This is a genomic window from Scytonema sp. PCC 10023 (assembly GCF_963920835.1).
Lineage (GTDB): Bacteria > Cyanobacteriota > Cyanobacteriia > Cyanobacteriales > Nostocaceae > Kalymmatonema.
This window is the reverse complement of record NZ_CAWUDP010000036.1, coordinates 21,247-41,285: the sequence shown is the minus strand read 5'-3', so window position 1 is coordinate 41,285 and position 20,039 is coordinate 21,247. Positions and strand designations below refer to the sequence as shown.

Here is a 20,039-nt window from a genome sequence, read left to right as displayed (position 1 = left end):
TCACTTGAGTGAAATACAATATCTTAGATCTTGCACCTATCCATATAAGCCTGGGCTTAGTCAAAAACAGCGCAATAAAGTTACATGATTTTGTATTAACTTTTCTCAAGAAAATAAGGGCTTTAGGCTTCGTATTGAATATGAAAATACATCAATTTTTCTTGGTGCAAGATGTGCTCCTTCCATAGACAGCGATCGCCAAAGCAAGCCAAGTGAATTCTGAAATTGACCACAGCATCGCTCTGCTGCTCTTAATGGTAGTTCAAATTTGCACATCCTTTTCCTATCCTAGAGTTTTTGAACAGTGCAGATAGTAGATGGGTTAACTGCAATGATTTTCCTCATACTCAACTCACAGATCCCGCCTTGCGTTGCGTCCAATGTATGAACTGCTCTGGTGATTTGGTAAGTCCCACTATTGTGAGTACCAAAACCAGAAAGGGTGATATTATTTCCAGCAACAAACTGTGAGTTTCCCTCGGTGACTAGGTGTGCAGTGTGGTAATGTCCGTTGAGTTCAATGAGTGCGCCTTCAAGCCGCAATCGCGCCGCCGTCAAGTCCTCCTGATACCCTTGTGTCTGCAAGTCAGCAACTTCTTGATTAGTGCTAGGAATTCGCGGATCAACAGCTGTCATCAGATACCCGTCAGTCCTGTCAGTCCCGACTGAACCGCCGCCAGGAACAAACACCATTGACTTAATCTCGATGGTACGCTTTACACCGTCGTAGTTTCTGGTGAATTCGCCTTGTTGAATGAGTGAAGCAGGTGTTAGGGTTGCGATCGCAGCCGCACTATAATTAAATTCATGAGACGTATTACTAAGTAGCCAAATACCTTAACAAATCACTTATTTCTCAACTTTTCGCTCCCAATCTTCTACCCATTCCTCCAATTTCTCTCTTAACAAGGACTGCCACCCTGGTATTGCTTTTATCCTTTCTCTTAATCCTGGCTTAACCTTTAGTTGAAATGGTGTTTTGTCTAACGCTTTGTCTCCCTCTGGTTGAAATTTTGGAAAAGGCATTGTTAATTTGCTTTGTTACTGGTATACTAGTTGTTATAACAAAAAGACAATCGTCAGACAACCAATGTACTCTTTAAAGCTAGAACTAAAACTTAATAATAAGGAAAGAAGTAAACTAGCTGGATGTGCTGGGTTTTCTAGATTTGTCTATAACTTTGGCTTATCCTTGCTTACAAATTCTTGGGACTTTGAAGGAATAAAAGCATCCAACTCTAAACGACTAGCAGCAATAGAGAAAGTTTTTACTAACTACGTAAAAACTAATCCAGATTACGTATGGATGCAGCAATATCCTTCAGCCATCTACTCAAACGCTCTACGAAACTTAGCAAAAGCTTTTGAAAAATGGCGTAAACAAGAATCTGGTTTTCCGCAAATGAAAACCAAAAAGAAAGGAGACAGTTTTACTGTTCTGAAAAAATCAGGTGTGTATCCGACGGCATGTGAGCCAATGCTGCCTTTTACAAACAGGCAAGTATTGCAGCCTGGGAAAAGAATTACAATACCAGGGTTGGGAGAATTTAGACTAAAGCAACCAATACCATTTTTGTGTTCTAGTCAATCTTTTACGATTTCTAGAATTGCTGATAAGTGGTTTGTTTCTTTTAGTTTAGATGTTGAAAAAGTTCCTCCAGTGATTCATGAAGTTGAGTCTGTTGGAATCGACTTAGGTATCAAAACATTTTGCACTTTCAGCGATGGTTCAACTATAGAAACGCCTAGTAGCTTAAAAAAAGCGAAAACCAAGCTAAATAAGCAACAGTGGCGCAATCGTAAAAAGCAGCTTGGAAACCGTCGCAAAGGTATTAAAGCATCAAAAAATGCAAAACAATACTTTGGTCAACTAGCAAAATCTCACGCTCACATTACCAATATCCGTAAAGACTTTCTACAAAAAACTACGACTGAGATTAGCCGAAAATACTACCGTATTAGGATAGAGGATTTGAACGTATCAGGGATGATTGCCAATAACAAACTATCAGAAGCGATTTCTAATTTAGGTTTGTATGAGTTTCGCAGAATGCTGACTTACAAGTCAGCATTTTACGGAACAAAACTAGAGATAGTTAATAGGTGGTTTCCAAGTTCAAAAACCTGTTCTAGTTGCGGTAGTGTTCAACCGATGCCTTTGTCAGAAAGAGTTTATAGATGTGGAGCGTGCGGTCATGTTCAATGCCGTGACTTGAACGCGGCAATAAATTTGAACAATGCCCCAAAGTCAAAAATACGTGCGGCAAGCGCGGAATCAACGCCTGTGGACAGGAAAGGAGCCGTCTCCCCTGGTAGAAGCAGGAAGCAAACATCAAAAGTTTAAGTTATGCGACTTGAGCGATTTGTGTAAGTTTTGTGTTGCACAAACCATCCTAAGCGACATTAGTTTGCAAAAAACGACATTAATTTACGAATCGCGACCTTTAATTTGCGAATATACAACAGATTTTGTCGATTAACTAATTATTTGTCGTCTTAACAAATTAATGTCGCCCAAATCTTCAAGACTATAATCCTTATGTATCAAAGGTTATAGCCTTTTGAACTTATATTGGCTATCATCAAATATTTAACTAATTAAGTGTCGTCTTTTAATTAATTAACATTTTAAATGTCGTTTTTTCAAAAAACACCTTTCCAAATTTTTCTTTTGCTCATAACAAAATAACTGTCGTCTTTTGGAAGTGAGTGAAAAATATAAAATTAAATGTCGCTTTTTGGAACAAAGTAGTATGATATTTATTAGGCAATAGTAGCTATGTAACAACAAAAACATAGTTAGATTGAAGTCTTCTTTTTTGTCTCTAGCTACGAAGTCATTACCCTTGCTGCGATTAAATTTAGACGCAAGCTAATTTCGCTCTTAGACTTGCTGTACCGTATTGCCTAACCAACTAGTTTCAAGCGATGAAGTTTGTTTATGGGTGAAACGCTAAACTCCAACGAGGTTGATGAATCTTTAGTTTTGTACGACGGTTCGGATGAGGTTGATGAAATTTCCGAGAGTGAGGATACAAAACAAAACAATGTAATTGTGACCGAACTCTCAGAGGAAGCCAAGCTGAGAATGGAGGTACTGCAAAGTCTTATTGAGCCGTGCGATCGCAAAACCTACGGAATTAAATTAAAGCAAGCCGCAGAAAAACTTGGCAAGACGGTTCGGACGGTACAGCGACTCGTCAAAAAATATCAAGAACAGGGGTTATCAGGCGTTACTGAAGTCGAACGTTCTGACAAAGGTGGCTATCGGATTGATGATGATTGGCAAGATTTTATCGTCAAAACTTATAAAGAAGGTAACAAGGGCGGTAGAAAAATGACACCGGCCCAAGTCGCAATTCGAGTTCAGGTTAGAGCCGGACAGCTAGGTTTAGAGAAATATCCCTGCCATATGACGGTTTATCGCGTTCTTAACCCGATTATTGAACGTAAAGAGCAGAAGCAGAAGGTAAGAAATATTGGTTGGCGTGGATCGAGAGTTTCCCATCAAACTCGTGATGGTCAGACGCTCGATGTACATCATAGTAACCATGTTTGGCAGTGCGACCATACAAAATTGGATGTCATGCTAGTTGACCAGTACGGTGAAACTTTGGCACGTCCTTGGTTGACAAAAATTACAGATAGCTATTCGCGCTGCATTATGGGCATCCATTTAGGTTTTGATGCACCTAGTTCTCTGGTAGTCGCCTTAGCTATGCGTCATGCGATGTTACGCAAGCAGTATAGTTCGGAATATAAACTTCATTGCGAGTGGGGAACTTACGGGGTTCCAGAAAACCTATTTACTGATGGCGGGAAGGATTTTCGCTCCGAGCATTTGAAGCAAATTGGTTTTCAACTTGGTTTTGAGTGCCATTTACGCGATCGCCCACCAGAAGGTGGAATTGAAGAACGTGGATTTGGGACTATCAACACCGATTTTTTGTCAGGATTTTACGGTTATCTAGGTTCAAATGTACAAGAGCGTGCAGAAGGAGCAGAAGAGGAAGCTTGTATTACTCTGCGAGAATTACATCTATTAATAGTGCGTTACATCGTTGATAACTACAATCAGCGAATTGATGCTCGCAGTGGAAACCAAACCAGGTTTCAACGCTGGGAAGCGGGATTACCTGCACTGCCGAATTTGGTCAATGAGCGAGAGTTGGATATCTGCCTGATGAAAAAGACCCGCCGCAGTATCTACAAAGGCGGATATGTAAGCTTTGAAAACATTATGTATCGGGGAGATTATTTATCAGCTTATGCAGGAGAAAGTGTGTTGCTGCGATATGACCCTAGAGACATATCAACTGTGTTCGTGTACCGCCAAGATTCGGGCAAGGAAGTGCTACTGTCTCAAGCTCATGCGATTGACTTAGAAACTGAGCAGATTTCCTTAGAGGAGACAAAAGCTGCAAGTCGGAAAATCCGGAATGCAGGCAAGCAATTAAGTAATAAATCAATCCTGGCAGAAGTGCAGGATAGAGACACTTTTATTAAGCAAAAGAAAAAGAGTCACAAGGAACGCAAGAAAGAAGAACAAGCTCAGGTGAATTTTGTAAAACCACCTCAAACTAACGAGCCAGTAGAAACTGTAGAAGAAATACCTCAACCTCAAAAGCGTCGCCCCAGAGTATTTGACTACGAGCAACTTCGCAAAGACTACGATGATTAATCTGGTTGAGGTTTCTGGTTTATCGATTTTGAACGCATTTTATATTTGAGAAACCACTAATTATGGCAGAAGATTATTTGCGCAAGTGGGTACAGAATTTATGGGGAGATGACCCGATACCGGAAGAATTACTGCCGATAATTGAACGGCTAATTACTCCTAGTGTTGTCGAACTTGAGCATATCCAAAAAATTCATGACTGGTTAGACAGTTTACGACTTTCTAAACAATGCGGTCGAATTGTTGCACCACCACGAGCAGGTAAGTCGGTGACTTGTGATGTGTATAAACTTCTGAATAAGCCGCAGAAAAGAACAGGAAAGCGCGATATTGTACCCGTCTTGTATATGCAAGTGCCTGGAGAGTGTTCGGCTGGGGAGTTGCTAACTTTAATACTTGAAAGTTTAAAATATGATGCGATTTCTGGAAAGCTTACAGACCTGAGACGGCGAGTATTAAGGCTTTTAAAGGAGTCCAAAGTTGAGATGCTGGTTATCGATGAAGCAAATTTTCTGAAGTTAAATACTTTTAGTGAAATTGCCCGCATTTATGATTTATTGAAAATTTCAATTGTTCTTGTGGGGACAGATGGTCTGGATAATCTCATTAAAAAAGAGCCATATATTCACGATAGATTTATAGAATGTTATAGATTACCATTAGTATCAGAAAAGAAATTCCCTGAATTTGTACAAATTTGGGAAGATGAAGTTTTGTGTTTACCTGTACCATCGAACTTAACAAAACGTGAAACTTTAATGCCGCTATATCAAAAAACAAGTGGGAAAATTGGTTTGGTAGATAGGGTATTAAGAAGGGCTGCGATTTTATCCTTGAGAAAAGGTTTGAAAAACATTGATAAGGCTACTTTGGATGAGGTTTTGGAGTGGTTTGAGTAATGGAAATACCTGCGGAACAACCACGATTTTTTCAAGTAGAGCCGCTCGAAGGGGAAAGCTTAAGTCATTTTTTGGGTCGTTTTCGTCGGGAAAATTATTTAACTGCAACTCAATTAGGTAAATTAACGGGAATTGGTGCAGTTATTTCACGCTGGGAGAAGTTTTATTTGAATCCATTTCCGACACCGCAGGAGTTAGAAGCGTTGGCTGCTGTGGTGGAAGTTAAAGTTGACAGATTAATCGAGATGCTTCCACCAAGAGGTGTGACGATGAAACCAAGACCTATTCGATTGTGTAGTGCTTGTTATCAGGAGTCACCCTGTCACCGCGTCGAGTGGCAGTTTAAGGATGTCATGGTATGCGATTGCCTTCGGCACTGCCCCTTGAACAATCGCCACCAGCTGGCTTTGTTAACAAAATGCACTAACTGTGAGACACCGTTCCCGATTCCTGCAGATTGGGTGCAAGGAGAATGTCCGCATTGTTTTTTACCTTTTACAAAAATGGCAAGGCGTCAGAAGCGCTATTGACAAAAACACCAAACAAGAAAGAGACATGATATTTAACTACGTCTCTAGTGGTCTGTCAAACCTAAATTTGTGAGTTTATGAGAAGAACGCAGAACGGCAGTTGACTGGGCAACAGAAATTAGGCGCTTACTTGAGGACGACTATGCCGATAGCGACAAAGTTATTTTGGTGTGTAACCAGCTCAACATTCACAAACTTTCCTCACTCTATGAAGCGTTTGAGTTTACCACTGCTCGTCGTTTAGTAGAACGATTGGAAATCCACCATACCCCTCAACATGGTAGTTGGCTCAATATTGCTGAGAATGAACTCTCCGCATTGACTCGACAATGTCTGGATCGCCGGACTCCAGAACGCGAAATTTTAGAACGAGAAACAACGGCTTGGTAAATTGAGCGCAATCCGTTTGCAAAAGTCGGTGGATTGGCAATTTTCAACCGCAGATGCCCGCATCCGTCTCAAGCGTCTTTACCCACAAATAGAAAATTGACAGACCACTAGGGCGTGTTTAAAATTCGATAAAATGGTTGAAAATACTAAAAATTAACGAATTTAGCATTTACCTATGATTCTTCCACCGCAGTGTCCAGGCGACTTGACAGAGCGACAATGGAAACGATTAACAGTTCCAGGACTTACGCAACTGGCACAGTGCGATTGGCTCCGCCAGTGCCCCTTGGGCAATCGCTCTCTATTAGTACATAAGTATTATTAACGGGGAACGTCCAAAGAGGTTGTTGCTCAAATTAGCTGGAAACAGAAGAAGCCCCACATCTGACCTGTACTCAGGCAGTGTGGGATGAATTCTGGGCAATGACGAATTGACCAACGAGCGGCATTGAACGCAGTTCAATCAGCAATGTTGGTCGATGAGGAATTGTCATTCTCCGGTCGATCTTGTGATTCAATGTAGTGCTTCAAGGTCGAGATGGTAACGCCGCCACAACTAGCAACGAAATACGACCCATTCCAAAAAACATTTTTGGTGTAGAAATGACTCAGGTGTTCTGTAAATTCTTGCCTGAGCCTGCGAGAAGTTGTTGATTTGATATTTCCTACCAACGTGCTTAATTGTAAATCTGGATGGTACTGAAACAGCACGTGTACGTGGTCAGACTCACCATTAAACTCAACCAGTTTGCAATCCCATTTAACCAACAGGTCTTCAAGAATAACGTGTAATCGCTGCAACATCTCACTATTAATAGCTTTGCGGCGATACTTCGTTGTCAAAACCAAATGTATTTTCAGGTCACTGACTGACCTACCAATGGATGCCAAAATCATTTTTCACATATTTTTCAGGAACTCAACTACAATCAGTGTAGTCTATAATAATAACAGTGCCAAATTCTTAAGAAGGTGAGTCCTTTTGTTGCTTAATTACCAGTATCGCGCTTACCCAAACACCAATCAAAAACTAGAACTGAATACTTGGTTGAGAGTTTGCCGATACTGGTACAATAAACAACTGGGAGACAGATTTGATTGGTGGGAGAATAACCGCAGCAGGATTGATGCTTGTCCTTTGGTATGTTCATTGCCAGAATTGCGAGATAATCCAGATTTTTATTCCCAGAAAAAGCAGCTACCGATTATTAAAGAAGACCTGCTAAAGGTTGGTTATTCTGGAGAATTGCTGGATTTTACTCGCGTTCCATCACAGACGTTGCAAGATGTTTCTAAACGGGTAGATTTGGCTTTCTCTCGTTTTCTCAAAGGGGGCAGTAATGGAAATCGGAGCGGGAAACCACGTTTCAAAAACGCTGCACGTTACCGCACGATGAGAATTGAGGGTCAAGCCATTACTGTTGAGCGGATTGAAAAAGATTGGTTGTTCCTGTCTTTCTCAAAGCTACAAGGTTGGATAAAAGTACGTTTACACCGTCCTTTACCTGATGGTTTTGTGTTGAAGAATGCACTGTTAACAAGCAAATCTGACGGATGGTACATCACCATATGCCTTGAAGATCCAAACGTACCTGTTTTTAAGCCAGATGAGATAGTACCAACTTGGGACAACACTCTAGGTTTGGATGCAGTACTTCATGAACAAGATTATCTAGCAACCTCAGAAAATACCAAACTGCCAGCATTAAAGTCTTTCAGAAAAGCAGAGAAACGACTAGCCAAAATATCCAACCGCAAATCTACCAAGAAAAAAGGTAGTAGAGCGCGACGCAAGTTGGCTAAACGTGAAGCTAGACAGCATCAACGCATTGCTAGAGCTAGGATTGACCACGCATTTAAAACTGCTCACGCACTAATACGCACTAATAAAAAAGTTTTTGTATATGAAGATTTAAATCTGAAAGCTCTGTCTAAACGGAACAAAGCCAAGCAGGATGAGGACGGTAAATATTTACCCAATGGTCAGTCGCGCAAGTCCGGATTAAACAAGTCCTGGAACGACGCTGCTTTTGGACAGTTTTTCACAATCCTAGAATACATAGCTGGAAAAGCTGGGGCTAGGACAATAGCAGTAAAACCTGCATACACGTCTCAATTACTCGCGTACCGAGATGAATTTATCTTCACTGACTGCGGTATCCGCGAATATTGGGACAACAAAGAATCGCTTTGGGTTGACCGTGATGTTAACGCATCCATCAACGTAAAGCGCGTTGGGCTGGGACTATTCCCAACGATAAAACGCCGTAAAGGGAATCCTGTAGTGGGTGACTCTACTACTAATAGTACCTCTAAGGAAGTTCTGGCAACATTAAGAATGTACCAGAAGCCTACACCGACCTGTAATCAGGCGGTGTAGGTAGTTCACTATTAGCAATTTATCAAATCAAGCATGGATTACTATCAAATTATTTAGTTCAACAACTCAAACGTCCGGACGTTCCCATGTTTATCGTTTAGTTGTTGGGCGCTCGGCGCAGCGTAGCTGCGCCATCGCTTGTGACAGTTGCGTAAGTCCTGAGTTCTCAAAAAGTGAGTGATCGTAGCTTTTATTTAGGCTGTGTACAAACTGGAGATATTGAATGGCAAGATTTGTAATGGCTAACAGGATCGCTGGAAAGTTTAAGAACGCAGAAAAGGTAGCATCACGTCAAAGTTTAGATTTTACCTTTGAAACAGAGTTTTCGCATAGGGTTAATCTAATTAGTGATATCAATGCTAAACAACCTGATACACGTCGAATTGTGGTGTTTGATGCCGAACCAAACGAAATGGCTGTAATAGCTAATAATTTGCCGCCTGAGGTTATTTTGGAACCTGAGATACTTCATTATCCAACAGAAACAAGATTTCATTCCGCGTGGATACCATTCGTCACGACAGAAGAAAATGCAGCAGATGCTGGCAATGGACAAACCCTAACAGTTCATGTCAAAGGTAATGGTCAAGGCGTGGAAGGTGCAGAGCTTATTCTTCTTTTGCGTAACGCATTTGGAGCCACTGATTCCATCGAAGTGAAACAAAAAACACCTGCATCCGGTAGCGTCACCTTTTCTTATAACTTTTCATGGATACCCACAGCATTATTTATTTATCCATCTGGTAAATTTTGGAGCTATGTAGTACGGGGACCAAAAAATCAAATAGAGATTGATCTTCCCGCACTACCTGAAGGACCGCTTGGTTGGTGGCATCAGGTTTTAGGGATAGAACAATACTCACAGGAACGTGGGCATGGTACCCGTATAGGAGTCATTGATACTGGCGTTGGTCCACATTCACATTTAAGTCATGTTAAATGTGTTGGTGCGTTTATCGGTGGGAACATAGACCCATTAGGGAACGAAGATGTGGGTTCGCACGGAACCCATGTCTGCGGAATTATTGGAGCACGTCCACCTCAATCTTCAAAAACTTTTGCTGGAATTGCACCAGGTGCAGAGCTTTTTTGTGGGCGAGTGTTTCCTGCAAATGGAAAAGCAAATCAGGCGGACATTGCTAATGCGATCGACTGTCTTTCGCGAGATAATCAAGTTGACTTAATTAATTTGAGCCTTGGTGCTGACAAACGTTCTGAGATAGAGCGTGACGCCATCATTGATGCTTTACGAAGAGGAACATTATGCATCTGTTCGGCAGGAAATAGCGCAGCAAGAGTGATCTATCCTGCTGCTTTCGATGAGACTATAGCTGTGTCTGCTTTAGGTTTGGAGGGATGGGGACCCGATGGTACACTAGCCTCAATTCGTTATCCAACAGAAAAGAAAAAGTATGGCAAGCATAACCTTTATCTGAGTGATTTTAGTTGCTTTGGTCCTGAAATAACTTGTTGTGCTCCAGGAGTAGGAATAATATCAACCGTTCCTGAAAGATATGGTTTACTTACTCCAAATGCTGCTATGGATGGGACTTCTATGGCTAGCCCAATTATTTGTGCTGCATTAGCAGTTATCCTGTCAGCTACACCAGACTATCTTAGTCTGCCAAGAGATTCGTCTCGCTCTAGTAAAGCACGTGACTTACTTAGGTCAAATTGTCGAGATTTGGGATTAAATCTACATTATCAAGGACACGGGATTTTAGAAATACCGAGATAGTATCAGAAGACATCTAAATTTCACCTCCCTGGTTGGCGCGCTTTATGCTACCAGCTAAGGAGGTTAAACTACTAATCTGTTTAATTTAAATTAATCAAATTCATTAAGATACGTAAAGGGCTTCAATTTCTATTTTCAAGCCCTTTCTCGCCAACTTATTAATTTACCTATAATTGTAAGCACGTCTCTATCTAAACAACAACAGGTGTTGGTTTATGAGGGATTACTTCTTCTATATAAAACTGCTTCCCAAACTGCTTACGAATCTCATTAATTGCTGGGGGAGTAGCCTGAATATACAAGCGGGGTGGCATACCTTTAATAACAGAAACTCCCTGTATCTGTTTTAAAGACTTTGTCCAGTCAGATGGCACCTTATCAATAAATTGTCTCTTAGGAGCAATGATATAATCTTGACAGTCTATCATGTTAACCTCTTATCATACTTCTTCAAGAGTTTTGGAGATAGCTAAATTAAATAGTCTTTTTAGCTTAGTTTTTTCCTTAACTGATCGAACTACTTGAGGTGTTATACTATTTGTCAAGCTAATAGTTTAGAAAGAGTATAAACTACTGATTTGACCTACCTCAAAATCTCCAACAATTGCTCAGCCCTAAAAATTGTATGAATGTAAGCGTACAGCAAACCTACAATAATCAATAGCAAGCATTTGTTTTAGAAAAGCTTATTAGATTTCATTGATGGACATCAAAAGATATTTAATAAGTATTGAAGTACACAATTAAGTAAATCTTAATTGTAGCTTAAGTTAATTCAATACTTTCAATGAAATACAATTAGCTTTTTGCATTATTTTGCTTGATGTTTGATTTGCTGATCATAACTATGTGACTGAGACTTACAATTCCATCAGACTCTAAAATTCACATACTTTGGTACAAGAAACACGTTAAACTTATGTTAAAGTTATGTAAGACTTGTGTAAAAGTTGCGTTCATTTATGGTAAGGTCACTCCGGGCATCAGAAGCAGGGATTAAAAAAGCTGAGGAAGCATTTAAACTCAAGGGGTGGACGCAGGATTATTTAGCAGGAGGCGCAGGTTGTACTCGTCAAGTTGTGATTAAGTTCTTTGCCAAACGACCTGTTGAAAAGCGGTTGTTCCAAAACATTTGCATTGAACTCAATTTGGAGTGGGGTGAGATTGCAGAACTGGAGCCAGGGGAAGAAGAAACAGGTAAGACTGTTGATATTAATGATTTAGTGCAGAGAGCACGAGAAAATATTCGCGACAGCATTCATAAGCGGTGCGGCAGTATGCGAGTGTTAGATATGACTCAGCCCATTGGCTTAGATGATATTTACACGAGCGTCAACATTCTTGAGAAAATTACCGGACGCAGACGGCTAGAAATAGCTCAACTTCTCCAAGGTTTGTCTATTGAGAATTTTGAGCGATTTAGTTTGGGTGATGTGCGTGAGAAAAGAGTTCCTGGTCTGGAGGCAGTAAACAAGTACTCAAAGTTAATGATTTTGGGTAAACCAGGCGCAGGTAAGACAACGTTTCTCAAATATTTGGCACTCCAATGTATTGAGGGCAGGTTCCAAGCAAATCACATTCCTTTGTTTATTACACTCAAGGAATTTGCTGAACTGCCCAATCAACCTAACTTATTAGAATATTTAATTCAACTATTTGCAAGCTTAGGAATTGCACCTAATACAAAAATCAAAACTGGTTTTTTGGCATCTCTTCTAAATTGGGGTACAACTGACACAAATGAGTTAGTTGATTTGACCGTCGTGGAAAAACTGCTCAATCAAGGCAAGCTATTGGTACTGTTAGATGGGCTAGATGAGGTGAGAGATGCAGACAGCAAAAGGATTTTGGAATGCATTCGCGACTTTACAACTCAATTCCATCAAAATCAATTTGTAATAACTTGCCGAATTGCTGCACGGGAATACACTTTTGAGCGGTTTACTGAAGTTGAAGTTGCAGATTTTGACGAACAACAAATTGCCAGCTTTGCTAATAAATGGTTCAAAGCGAAAGACGATGCAGTTAAAGCTGAACGATTTATTGAGAATTTGAAAAAAGATAAGCCCATTCAGGAGTTAGCAACTAATCCATTGTTGTTAACACTGTTGTGTTTAGTGTTTGAAGAATCCGGTAACTTCCCATCAAATCGTTCTGAACTATATAAAGAGGGTTTAGATGTACTACTGAAAAAGTGGGATGTGAAGCGAAATATTGAACGTGACCAAGTCTATAAGAAGCTATCCCTAAAACGCAAGGAAGATTTACTCAGCCAAATTGCCTTAGAAACTTTTGAAAAGGGTAACTACTTCTTCAAACAAAAAGAAGTTGAAAGATATATTACTCAATATATCCGAAATTTGCCAGATGCTAGTGCAGATCCAGAGGTACTGCAACTAGATAGTGAAGCAGTGCTTAAGTCAATTGAAGCTCAGCATGGATTATTTGTAGAACGAGCAAGAAGCATTTACTCTTTCTCACACCTAACATTTCACGAGTACTTTTCTGCAAGAAAGGTTGTTAACAGTACCAGTACCAATCCAGAAGCATTGCAAGCCTTAGCCATCCACATTACCGAAAAGCGTTGGCGGGAAGTCTTTTTACTAACAGTGGGGATGTTGGAAAATGCAGATGCTTTGTTGCAGTTAATGAAACATATTATTAATGCACTCTTAGAAAAAGATGAGAAGCTACAGGAGTTCCTCACTTGGGTTAAGCAAAAATCCAGTTCTGTAGAAACGTCCTATAAACCAGCTGCTATTCGCAGCTTCTACGCTTATCTTGCCCTCGCCCTCGCCCTCGCCCGAGACCTCGCCCTCGACCTCGCCCGAGACCGAGACCGAGACCGAGACCGAGACCTCGCCCTCCTCCTCGCCCGAGACCGAGACCGAGACCTCGCCCTCCTCCTCGCCCGAGACCGAGACTTCCCCCTCGCCCTCGCCCGAGACCGAGACCTCCCCCTCGCCCTCGCCCTCGACCGAGACCTCGACCGAGCTCTCGACCGAGCTCTCGACCGAGCCCTCGACCGAGACTTCCCCCTCGCCCTCGACCGAGACCTCGCCCTCGACCTCGCCCTCGCCCTCGACCTCGCCCTCGCCCTCGACCTCGCCCTCGCCCTCGACCGAGACTTCCCCCTCGCCCTCGACCGAGACCTCGCCCGTAATCCTGAATTACAGAGCTCGCTTCAACAACTCAAAAACCAACTCCCGAAACAGGAATATGATTTTAAAGCATACAGATCTTGGTGGCAGGCAAACGGTAAAGCTTGGATTAAACAGTTAAGAGATGTGATAATTCAGTATCGCAATATTGGTCATGACTGGCAGTTCAGCAACTCCCAAAAGGAACTGTTGAAGCAGTACTTTGACGCTAATCAGCTACTAGTTGATTGCCTTAACAGCGATTGTTACGTGAGCCGCGAAGTGCGGCAGGAGATTGAGGATACATTGCTATTGCCAGTGAAAAGATGAGATTGGGTACAGGTGTACGCCAGCAATTGTGGCAAGTACTTACTTGCAACGCAATTGGGTGGAGGTATTTTACCGCGAGGCAAAAGGATGGTTGGGATTACGCGAATATCAGGTGCCTTTAGGTAAGGCAAAAGTTGCTGATGTAATAGTTTCTAGCCCAAGCTGCCGATAAAGTCCAGTGATTTCGTCTTCATTTCCACTTAGCGGGCGCAAGCGGATAACGTCTTGATTTTCCGAAGGTAGTACAACCCACTGTCGGCTACGACAGCTAACTATAGAACCAGGTGTGGGATTTAAGGTATCTGTCATCTTTCCCCTGTTTTGGAGAGCAGGCAGCAGGAGATAGGCGGTAAGGATACATTCCCGACTACCAAATCCCAAGTACCAAAATAAAATTTGCTACAACTTCCTCAACAATTCTAATGTCGTAGAAAACACTCTGATATCTGGGAATTTTCTAGACAAATAAAAAACTTGAAAGATAATTTAGGTATATACAGAGAAGATTTTATGAAGATTTGCCGTTGTAATTATTGGCAAAAATAGCATAGGCAGGCATTGGGGTATTGTTGCCAACTACACTTGAAGCGTCAATCTAATTTTTTCTGTGTTAGCTTGTACATACTAAGTATATTCAGTAATTTCACTATAGGTAGTTAGTTGCTGCTTGTAGAGGGAGGCTTGCACTCATGATAAATTGGCTGGCATGATTCGCGATTGCCCCTTGGGCACTGCGCGGAGCGCAATCGCATCTCTCAACTCCCTTGCTAAATTTCAGTTGCGTATGTATGGCGAAGTCTAGCGCTCGCACTGCTTTCTTACACGTATCGTGACTCATAATATCTATGAAATAGTCACGAATCGTGAGTTTAAGTCTTGCTTAGAACAAATAGAGTAATAGACAGCAATCCCCAGACAACTCAATATAGAATCGATGAACATATTATCGATTGTTCCACACCAGAAAACGAATATGAAGCACTTTTATTCCCATTATCCAAAGTATTCTCTTTCTCGGAATGGCGCAGCCAATTTTCCAAGTACTGGCAGTACGACCCGCAAAAACTTGAACTAATTGACACTTTAGAATTAGAAGTTCTGAAAAAATTCGAGCATTATCAAATACCCGTAATTCAACTGCGCGACTCATTACCCAAGGAAGCAGTATGTCAAGTTTTTGAAGATACCAACACCGCTGGATGCGACTTGAATTTCTTTGACTTAATGAGTTCGAGCTACTGTGTAGGCGATTTTAGCCTTCGAGATGATTGGAAGCACCGCGAAAACCGCTTTCAGACATTCAAAGTTCTCCGGAAAGTCCGTAGTACCGATTTTATCCAAGCTGTAACCTTAGTAGCTGATTACACTCGAAGAATCGAAGCAGCTAAACAAGGCTGGAATTTAGATAAGTTGCCGGGTGTGGCTTGCGGTCGTGCCGAAGTATTAAAATTAACAAAAGAAGAATATCAAACATGGGCTGACCCTGTTAACAAAGGCTTTGAAGAAGCGGCTCGTTTTCTACGCGGTCAAAAAATCTTTGATGCCGATGATATTGCTTGCCCCATCCAATTAGTAGCCTTAAGCGCAATTTTGACAATTCTGGGCGATCGCTCTCGTTCTTTTCAAGTGCGTTGTATGTTGGAACGCTGGTTGTGGTGTGGGATGTTTGGTGAAATTTATACCCACTGGCACGATTCACAAGCTGGACGCGATATTGTCGAAGTACCAGCATGGCTGAATGGTGGTTCCGTTCCTTTTGGCATTACGCAAGCAAATTTCTCGTTTGAAAGACTTCTTAGCGTCAGAAAGCGACTTGGTGCAGTTTATCAGGGGTTCGCGGCATTACTACGGCGTGAAGGTGCAGTAGATTGGATTACAGGCGAAGAAATTAACGACGTTGTTTATTTTGAAGAACAAATCGACTCACACCATATTTTCCCCGTCGCATGGTGTCGTAAACAAGGTATCGACCCTAAAAAATATAACTGCTTAGTTAACCGCACCCCATTGAGCGCTAAAACCAATAAAAGAATCGGCAGTAAAGCACCTTCAGCTTACCTGAAAGAGTTTGAGCTACATGGAACTGCGGTAGCTAGCTTGGAAGAAATAATGCGATCGCATTGCATCAAACTAGAAATTTTACGCAATGACGACTTTGAAGCATTTTTCCAAGCAAGAGCAAAAGCCCTCATGGAACTCATTGGCAAAGCGATGGGCAAAAATTTAAGCCTTGAATCGATAGAGGATACAGATGGAAATTTACGCAATGGGAACGGTTATAGGCTAAATCCAGAAAGCATCACCAAATATTAGGTGATTAGCAGTAAAGTCAACATTTCCCAACCAACTCTATTTTCCACCGGATGCAGACTCTTGTTTTTTCAACCAATCCTTAATCGCATCCTCCAGTGCTGCCGTCTGCGTTACTTCCAAACGAGCGCAGGCAATCTCAAATGCAATTTTTAAGTCTTTAGGGATTCTTCCCCTAACTTCTCGTGTTTCTTCAGTCATCCCAGCACCAAGTCCTTGTCCGGGCTTAATTTTTGCACAGTATATTAACAAAAATAAACTTGCGCCTAAAAGCGTTTGCGCTATTGCGTCATTACGCTCATAATTAAAGTGGGTTGTCACTCAAAATCTTTAACTCCATGAGCGTTATTACGATTCAATGTCGCTTAGTTGCAGATGACAAAGCGCTCCGCCATCTCTGGGAACTCATGGCAGAGAAGAACACACCCTTGGTTAATGAATTATTGGACAGGCTGGGAAAACATACTGATTTTGAGGCATGGGTACAAGCTGGTAAAGTGCCAAAAACGACTATCAAGGCACTGTGTGACTCACTCAAAACACAAGAACCTTTTATTGGTCAACCAGGTCGTTTTTATACTTCGGCGACAACTCTGGTGGCATACATATACAAGTCTTGGTTAGCTTTGCACAAGCGGCGACAACGCAAAATAGAAGGGAAAGAGCGTTGGCTCGAAATGCTTAAAAGTGATGTAGAACTTGAACAGGAAAGTAACTCTAGTTTAGAGCTTATTCGTACAATAGCTACCGAAATATTAAGTAAATTTTCTGCAAGTTCCACTGATGGTATAAATCAAAAATCAAAGGGAAAGAAAAGCAAAAAACTTAAAAAAGACAAAGCTGATGAGCCTATGTCTATCAAGCCTGGTGTGTTATTTGAAGCTTACCAAAAGACAGAAGATATCCTAAGACGCTCTGCCTTAGTTTACCTCATTAAAAATAATTGTCAGGTGAACTTTGCTGAAGAAGACCCTGATAAATATGCCAAGATGAGACGCAAAAAAGAAATCGAAATTGAACGACTGAAAGAGCAGCTAAAAAGCCGAGTACCTAAAGGGCGAGATTTAACAGGAAAAAAATGGTTGGAGACGCTAGAGAAAGCTGTCAATAGCATTCCTCAAGATGAAAACGAAGCCAAATCTTGGCAAGCTGGTCTTTTAAGAAAATCGAGTACTGTCCCCTTCCCAGTAGCTTATGAAACTAACGAAGATATGCACTGGGAAATTAGCGATAAAGGTCGAATATTTGTTAGCTTTAACGGTTTAAGCAAACTAAAACTTGAAGTATATTGCGACCAAAGACACCTTCCTTGGTTTCAACGCTTTGTGGAAGACCAGGAGACTAAACGCAAGGGGAAAAACCAGCATTCCAGCGGCTTATTTACCCTACGTTCTGGACGACTGTCTTGGTTAAAGCAAGAAGGTAAAGGAGAACCGTGGAGTGTAAATCGTTTAATCCTTTTTTGCTCAGTTGATACTCGTATGTGGACTGTTGAGGGAACTCAACAAGTAGCCATCGAAAAAATCGCAGATGTTGAGCAAAACTTAACAAAAGCAAAAGAAAAAGGTGAACTCAATTCAAACCAGCAAGCCTTTGTCACCCGTCAACAATCGACACTTGCTAAAATTAACACCCCTTTTCCTCGTCCAAGCAAACCTCTATACGAGGGTAAGTCTCATATTTTAGTAGGTGTCAGCCTTGGCTTGGAAAATCCTGCAACCGTTGCTGTATTTGATGCAGTTAATAATAAAGTTCTCGCCTATCGCAGCGTCAAGCAATTACTGGGTAACAACTACAACCTCTTGAATCGCCAGCAACAACAAAAGCAACGCCTTTCTCATGATCGCCACAAAGCTCAAAAAGATTTTGCTCGAAACGATTTTGGCGAATCTGAATTAGGGCAATATGTAGACAGATTGTTAGCCAAAGAGATTGTTGCGATCGCAGTAACCTATTTTGCTGGAAGCATTGTCTTGCCAAAACTTGGTGATATGCGAGAAATAATTCAGAGCGAAGTTCAAGCAAGAGCCGAGAAAAAAATTCCTGGTTTTAAGGAAGGTCAACAAAAGTATGCAAAAGAGTATCGCAAACAAGTTCATAACTGGAGTTACGGTCGATTGATTGAGAACATCCAAAGCCAAGCTGCAAAAGTTGGAATCTTGATTGAAACCGGACAACAACCAATTAGAGGTAGTCCTCAAGAGCAAGCACGGGATTTAGCTTTGTTTGCTTATCAATGCCGGATAGCTTCATCAATCTAAACAAAATACCGAACCTTGAAAACTTAATATGAAAGTAACAGCGCCGCAGTTCATGCTCTTCTGAGTCTCTGTACTGTGATAAATCTGGGTTAGTTTAACGGTTGAAAGACCGTTTTGCTTTCTGACCCTGGTAGCTGCTCGCTCTTGATGCTGCTGTCTTTTGACAGGATAGGTGCGCTCCCAGCAATAAAGAGTTAAAGCTGATAAAGCTTGAGCCGTTGTAAAACGGTGGGGTTTACCTCAGTGGTGGCTACTGAATCACCCCCTTCGTCGGGGGAACCCTCCTAAATATTTTTTTTGGCGTGTCAAAGCGGGGGCAAAAATCCTGGAGTCCCGCCAAAATCTCAAAACCTTTGTCCTATCTTGACTTGATAAACTAGCATGTCAGTTAATTTAGTTTTTTGATGTCAAGTAGGAGATGCTTTTAGGCAGTCCTGCCAAAGATGTGTATGGAAAGCTCTAATAGCAAGGGTTCTAGACGGATCGGTTTCAACAACCATCCCAGCTAGGGGTGGGTTGAAAGGAGAAAGCTGAAATGGTGAAAACCCAAGCGTCGAGTTTCAACAACCATCCCAGCTAGGGGTGGGTTGAAAGTGGCGAGACACGTTGACCGAGTAGCCACTAATTGTTTCAACAACCATCCCAGCTAGGGGTGGGTTGAAAGAGATAATCTCTTGGTTGCGAGTAACTCTTTCCGTTAGTTTCAACAACCATCCCAGCTAGGGGTGGGTTGAAAGGGATGGTATGAGGCGATCGCTGACCTCATTCCAGAAGTTTCAACAACCATCCCAGCTAGGGGTGGGTTGAAAGACAAAGACAAAGGTTTTGGAGCGGCAAGGAAATATAGTTTCAACAACCATCCCGGCTAGGGGTGGGTTGAAAGTTTAAGTTCTATTAACTCCAAGTTTTAATAATTGCATGGCAATAACAATCCTTTTTAGAAAGGATTTAAGAGGGTTGAAAGGAATGTCACCTTCCCAAGAATACTTTTCAAAAGCTATTTTGGGTTAGGGAAGAATAATCACAGATAACTAATATGCACAAGTAAGTCTAAAATAGGGATAAGTCTGTCGATTAGTCCAATAGCAAGGCATCTTGTTAGACGACATTAATTTGTTAACGTTAGTTGGAACTAATTCGACGACATTAATTCGTTAACAGCGACATTAATTTGTTAATGACGACATTAATCTGTTAACGACGACATTAATCTGTTAACGACGACAAATAATCTGTTAATTGACAGATTTGAAAGCGGGTGATGGGACTCGAACCCACGACGTTCACCTTGGGAAGGTGACATTCTACCACTGAATTACACCCGCAAATGGAGTTTAGGCTCAATAAAGCTAACCCCCATTATAACACGATTTGCCCATT

Annotated in this window: 14 protein-coding genes, 1 tRNA gene, 2 pseudogenes and 1 CRISPR repeat array; of the genes and pseudogenes, 10 read left to right on the top strand and 7 right to left on the bottom strand. The window is 41.5% G+C overall.

Translation table 11 applies throughout. The annotated features are described in order from the left end of the window. Positions 1–288 precede the first annotated feature (288 nt). Both ACM0OZ_RS21770 and ACM0OZ_RS21765 read right to left on the bottom strand, forming a co-directional pair. Positions 289–693: a hypothetical protein gene (locus ACM0OZ_RS21770; RefSeq protein WP_414584902.1), complete on the bottom strand. Its 405-nt coding sequence runs from the start codon at positions 691–693 to the stop codon at positions 289–291. A 156-nt stretch (positions 694–849) separates the two neighbouring features. Continuing rightward, positions 850–1,026 carry a hypothetical protein gene (locus ACM0OZ_RS21765; protein WP_198941006.1) on the bottom strand — a complete coding sequence of 59 codons (177 nt, stop codon included), beginning with the start codon at positions 1,024–1,026 and terminating at the stop codon, positions 850–852. A 64-nt stretch (positions 1,027–1,090) separates the two neighbouring features. On the opposite strand from ACM0OZ_RS21765, the gene ACM0OZ_RS21760 reads away from it, so the two are divergent. The 5 genes and pseudogenes from ACM0OZ_RS21760 to ACM0OZ_RS21740 form a co-directional block, all read left to right on the top strand. Continuing rightward, complete coding sequence (locus ACM0OZ_RS21760; RefSeq protein ID WP_414584901.1) at positions 1,091–2,344, top strand: RNA-guided endonuclease InsQ/TnpB family protein; 1,254 nt, start codon at positions 1,091–1,093, stop codon at positions 2,342–2,344. Positions 2,345–2,941: 597 nt separating this feature from the next. Continuing rightward, positions 2,942–4,681 carry a Mu transposase C-terminal domain-containing protein gene (locus ACM0OZ_RS21755; protein ID WP_414584900.1) on the top strand — a complete coding sequence of 580 codons (1,740 nt, stop codon included), beginning with the start codon at positions 2,942–2,944 and terminating at the stop codon, positions 4,679–4,681. A gap of 62 nt (positions 4,682–4,743) precedes the next feature. After that, a complete protein-coding gene (locus ACM0OZ_RS21750; protein ID WP_414584899.1) occupies positions 4,744–5,580 on the top strand; it encodes a TniB family NTP-binding protein in 837 nt (278 codons plus the stop codon). Continuing rightward, entirely contained in the window at positions 5,580–6,110 is a 531-nt protein-coding gene (locus ACM0OZ_RS21745; RefSeq protein WP_414584898.1) for a TniQ family protein, read from the top strand. Before ACM0OZ_RS21750 ends, ACM0OZ_RS21745 begins: the two co-directional genes overlap by 1 nt. A 93-nt stretch (positions 6,111–6,203) precedes the next feature. Continuing rightward, positions 6,204–6,500, top strand: a pseudogene (locus ACM0OZ_RS21740) (transposase); the annotation flags it as partial. Positions 6,501–6,959: 459 nt separating this feature from the next. Here ACM0OZ_RS21740 and tnpA read toward each other — a convergent pair. Beyond that, a pseudogene (tnpA, locus tag ACM0OZ_RS21735) lies at positions 6,960–7,404 on the bottom strand (IS200/IS605 family transposase). Positions 7,405–7,482: 78 nt separating this feature from the next. Between tnpA and ACM0OZ_RS21730 the strand changes: the two are divergent. Continuing rightward, complete coding sequence (locus tag ACM0OZ_RS21730; protein WP_414584897.1) at positions 7,483–8,880, top strand: RNA-guided endonuclease InsQ/TnpB family protein; 1,398 nt, start codon at positions 7,483–7,485, stop codon at positions 8,878–8,880. Between the two features lie 223 nt (positions 8,881–9,103). After that, positions 9,104–10,618, top strand: a complete 1,515-nt coding sequence (locus tag ACM0OZ_RS21725) for a S8 family peptidase (protein WP_414584896.1) — start codon at positions 9,104–9,106, stop codon at positions 10,616–10,618. A gap of 191 nt (positions 10,619–10,809) precedes the next feature. Here the strand turns inward: ACM0OZ_RS21725 and ACM0OZ_RS21720 are convergent, their stop codons facing one another. Further along, on the bottom strand, positions 10,810–11,046 hold the full coding sequence (locus tag ACM0OZ_RS21720; protein ID WP_414584895.1) for a hypothetical protein: 237 nt from the start codon (positions 11,044–11,046) through the stop codon (positions 10,810–10,812). Between the two features lie 534 nt (positions 11,047–11,580). Between ACM0OZ_RS21720 and ACM0OZ_RS21715 the strand changes: the two genes are divergently transcribed. After that, a complete protein-coding gene (locus tag ACM0OZ_RS21715) occupies positions 11,581–14,088 on the top strand; it encodes an NACHT domain-containing protein (protein WP_414584894.1) in 2,508 nt (835 codons plus the stop codon). 108 nt (positions 14,089–14,196) lie between these two features. Here ACM0OZ_RS21715 and ACM0OZ_RS21710 read toward each other — a convergent pair whose 3' ends face one another. Beyond that, positions 14,197–14,397, bottom strand: coding sequence for a hypothetical protein (locus ACM0OZ_RS21710; protein ID WP_414584950.1), 201 nt, complete (start codon positions 14,395–14,397; stop codon positions 14,197–14,199). Positions 14,398–14,964: 567 nt separating this feature from the next. On the opposite strand from ACM0OZ_RS21710, the gene ACM0OZ_RS21705 reads away from it, so the two are divergent. Next, the gene (locus ACM0OZ_RS21705; protein WP_414584893.1) at positions 14,965–16,401 is read left to right on the top strand and encodes a hypothetical protein; all 1,437 of its coding nucleotides are present in this window, start codon (positions 14,965–14,967) and stop codon (positions 16,399–16,401) included. A gap of 36 nt (positions 16,402–16,437) precedes the next feature. Here ACM0OZ_RS21705 and ACM0OZ_RS21700 read toward each other — a convergent pair whose 3' ends face one another. Further along, complete coding sequence (locus ACM0OZ_RS21700) at positions 16,438–16,719, bottom strand: hypothetical protein (RefSeq protein WP_414584892.1); 282 nt, start codon at positions 16,717–16,719, stop codon at positions 16,438–16,440. Positions 16,720–16,736: 17 nt separating this feature from the next. Between ACM0OZ_RS21700 and cas12k the strand changes: the two genes are divergently transcribed. Then, entirely contained in the window at positions 16,737–18,659 is a 1,923-nt protein-coding gene (gene cas12k, locus ACM0OZ_RS21695; RefSeq protein WP_414584891.1) for a type V CRISPR-associated protein Cas12k, read from the top strand. 486 nt (positions 18,660–19,145) lie between these two features. Beyond that, positions 19,146–19,542: direct repeats of the CRISPR family, unit length 37 nt; unit sequence GTTTCAACAACCATCCCAGCTAGGGGTGGGTTGAAAG. A 370-nt stretch (positions 19,543–19,912) separates the two neighbouring features. Here the strand turns inward: cas12k and ACM0OZ_RS21690 are convergent. Next, a tRNA-Gly gene (locus tag ACM0OZ_RS21690) sits at positions 19,913–19,984 on the bottom strand. Between the last annotated feature and the right edge of the window lie 55 nt (positions 19,985–20,039).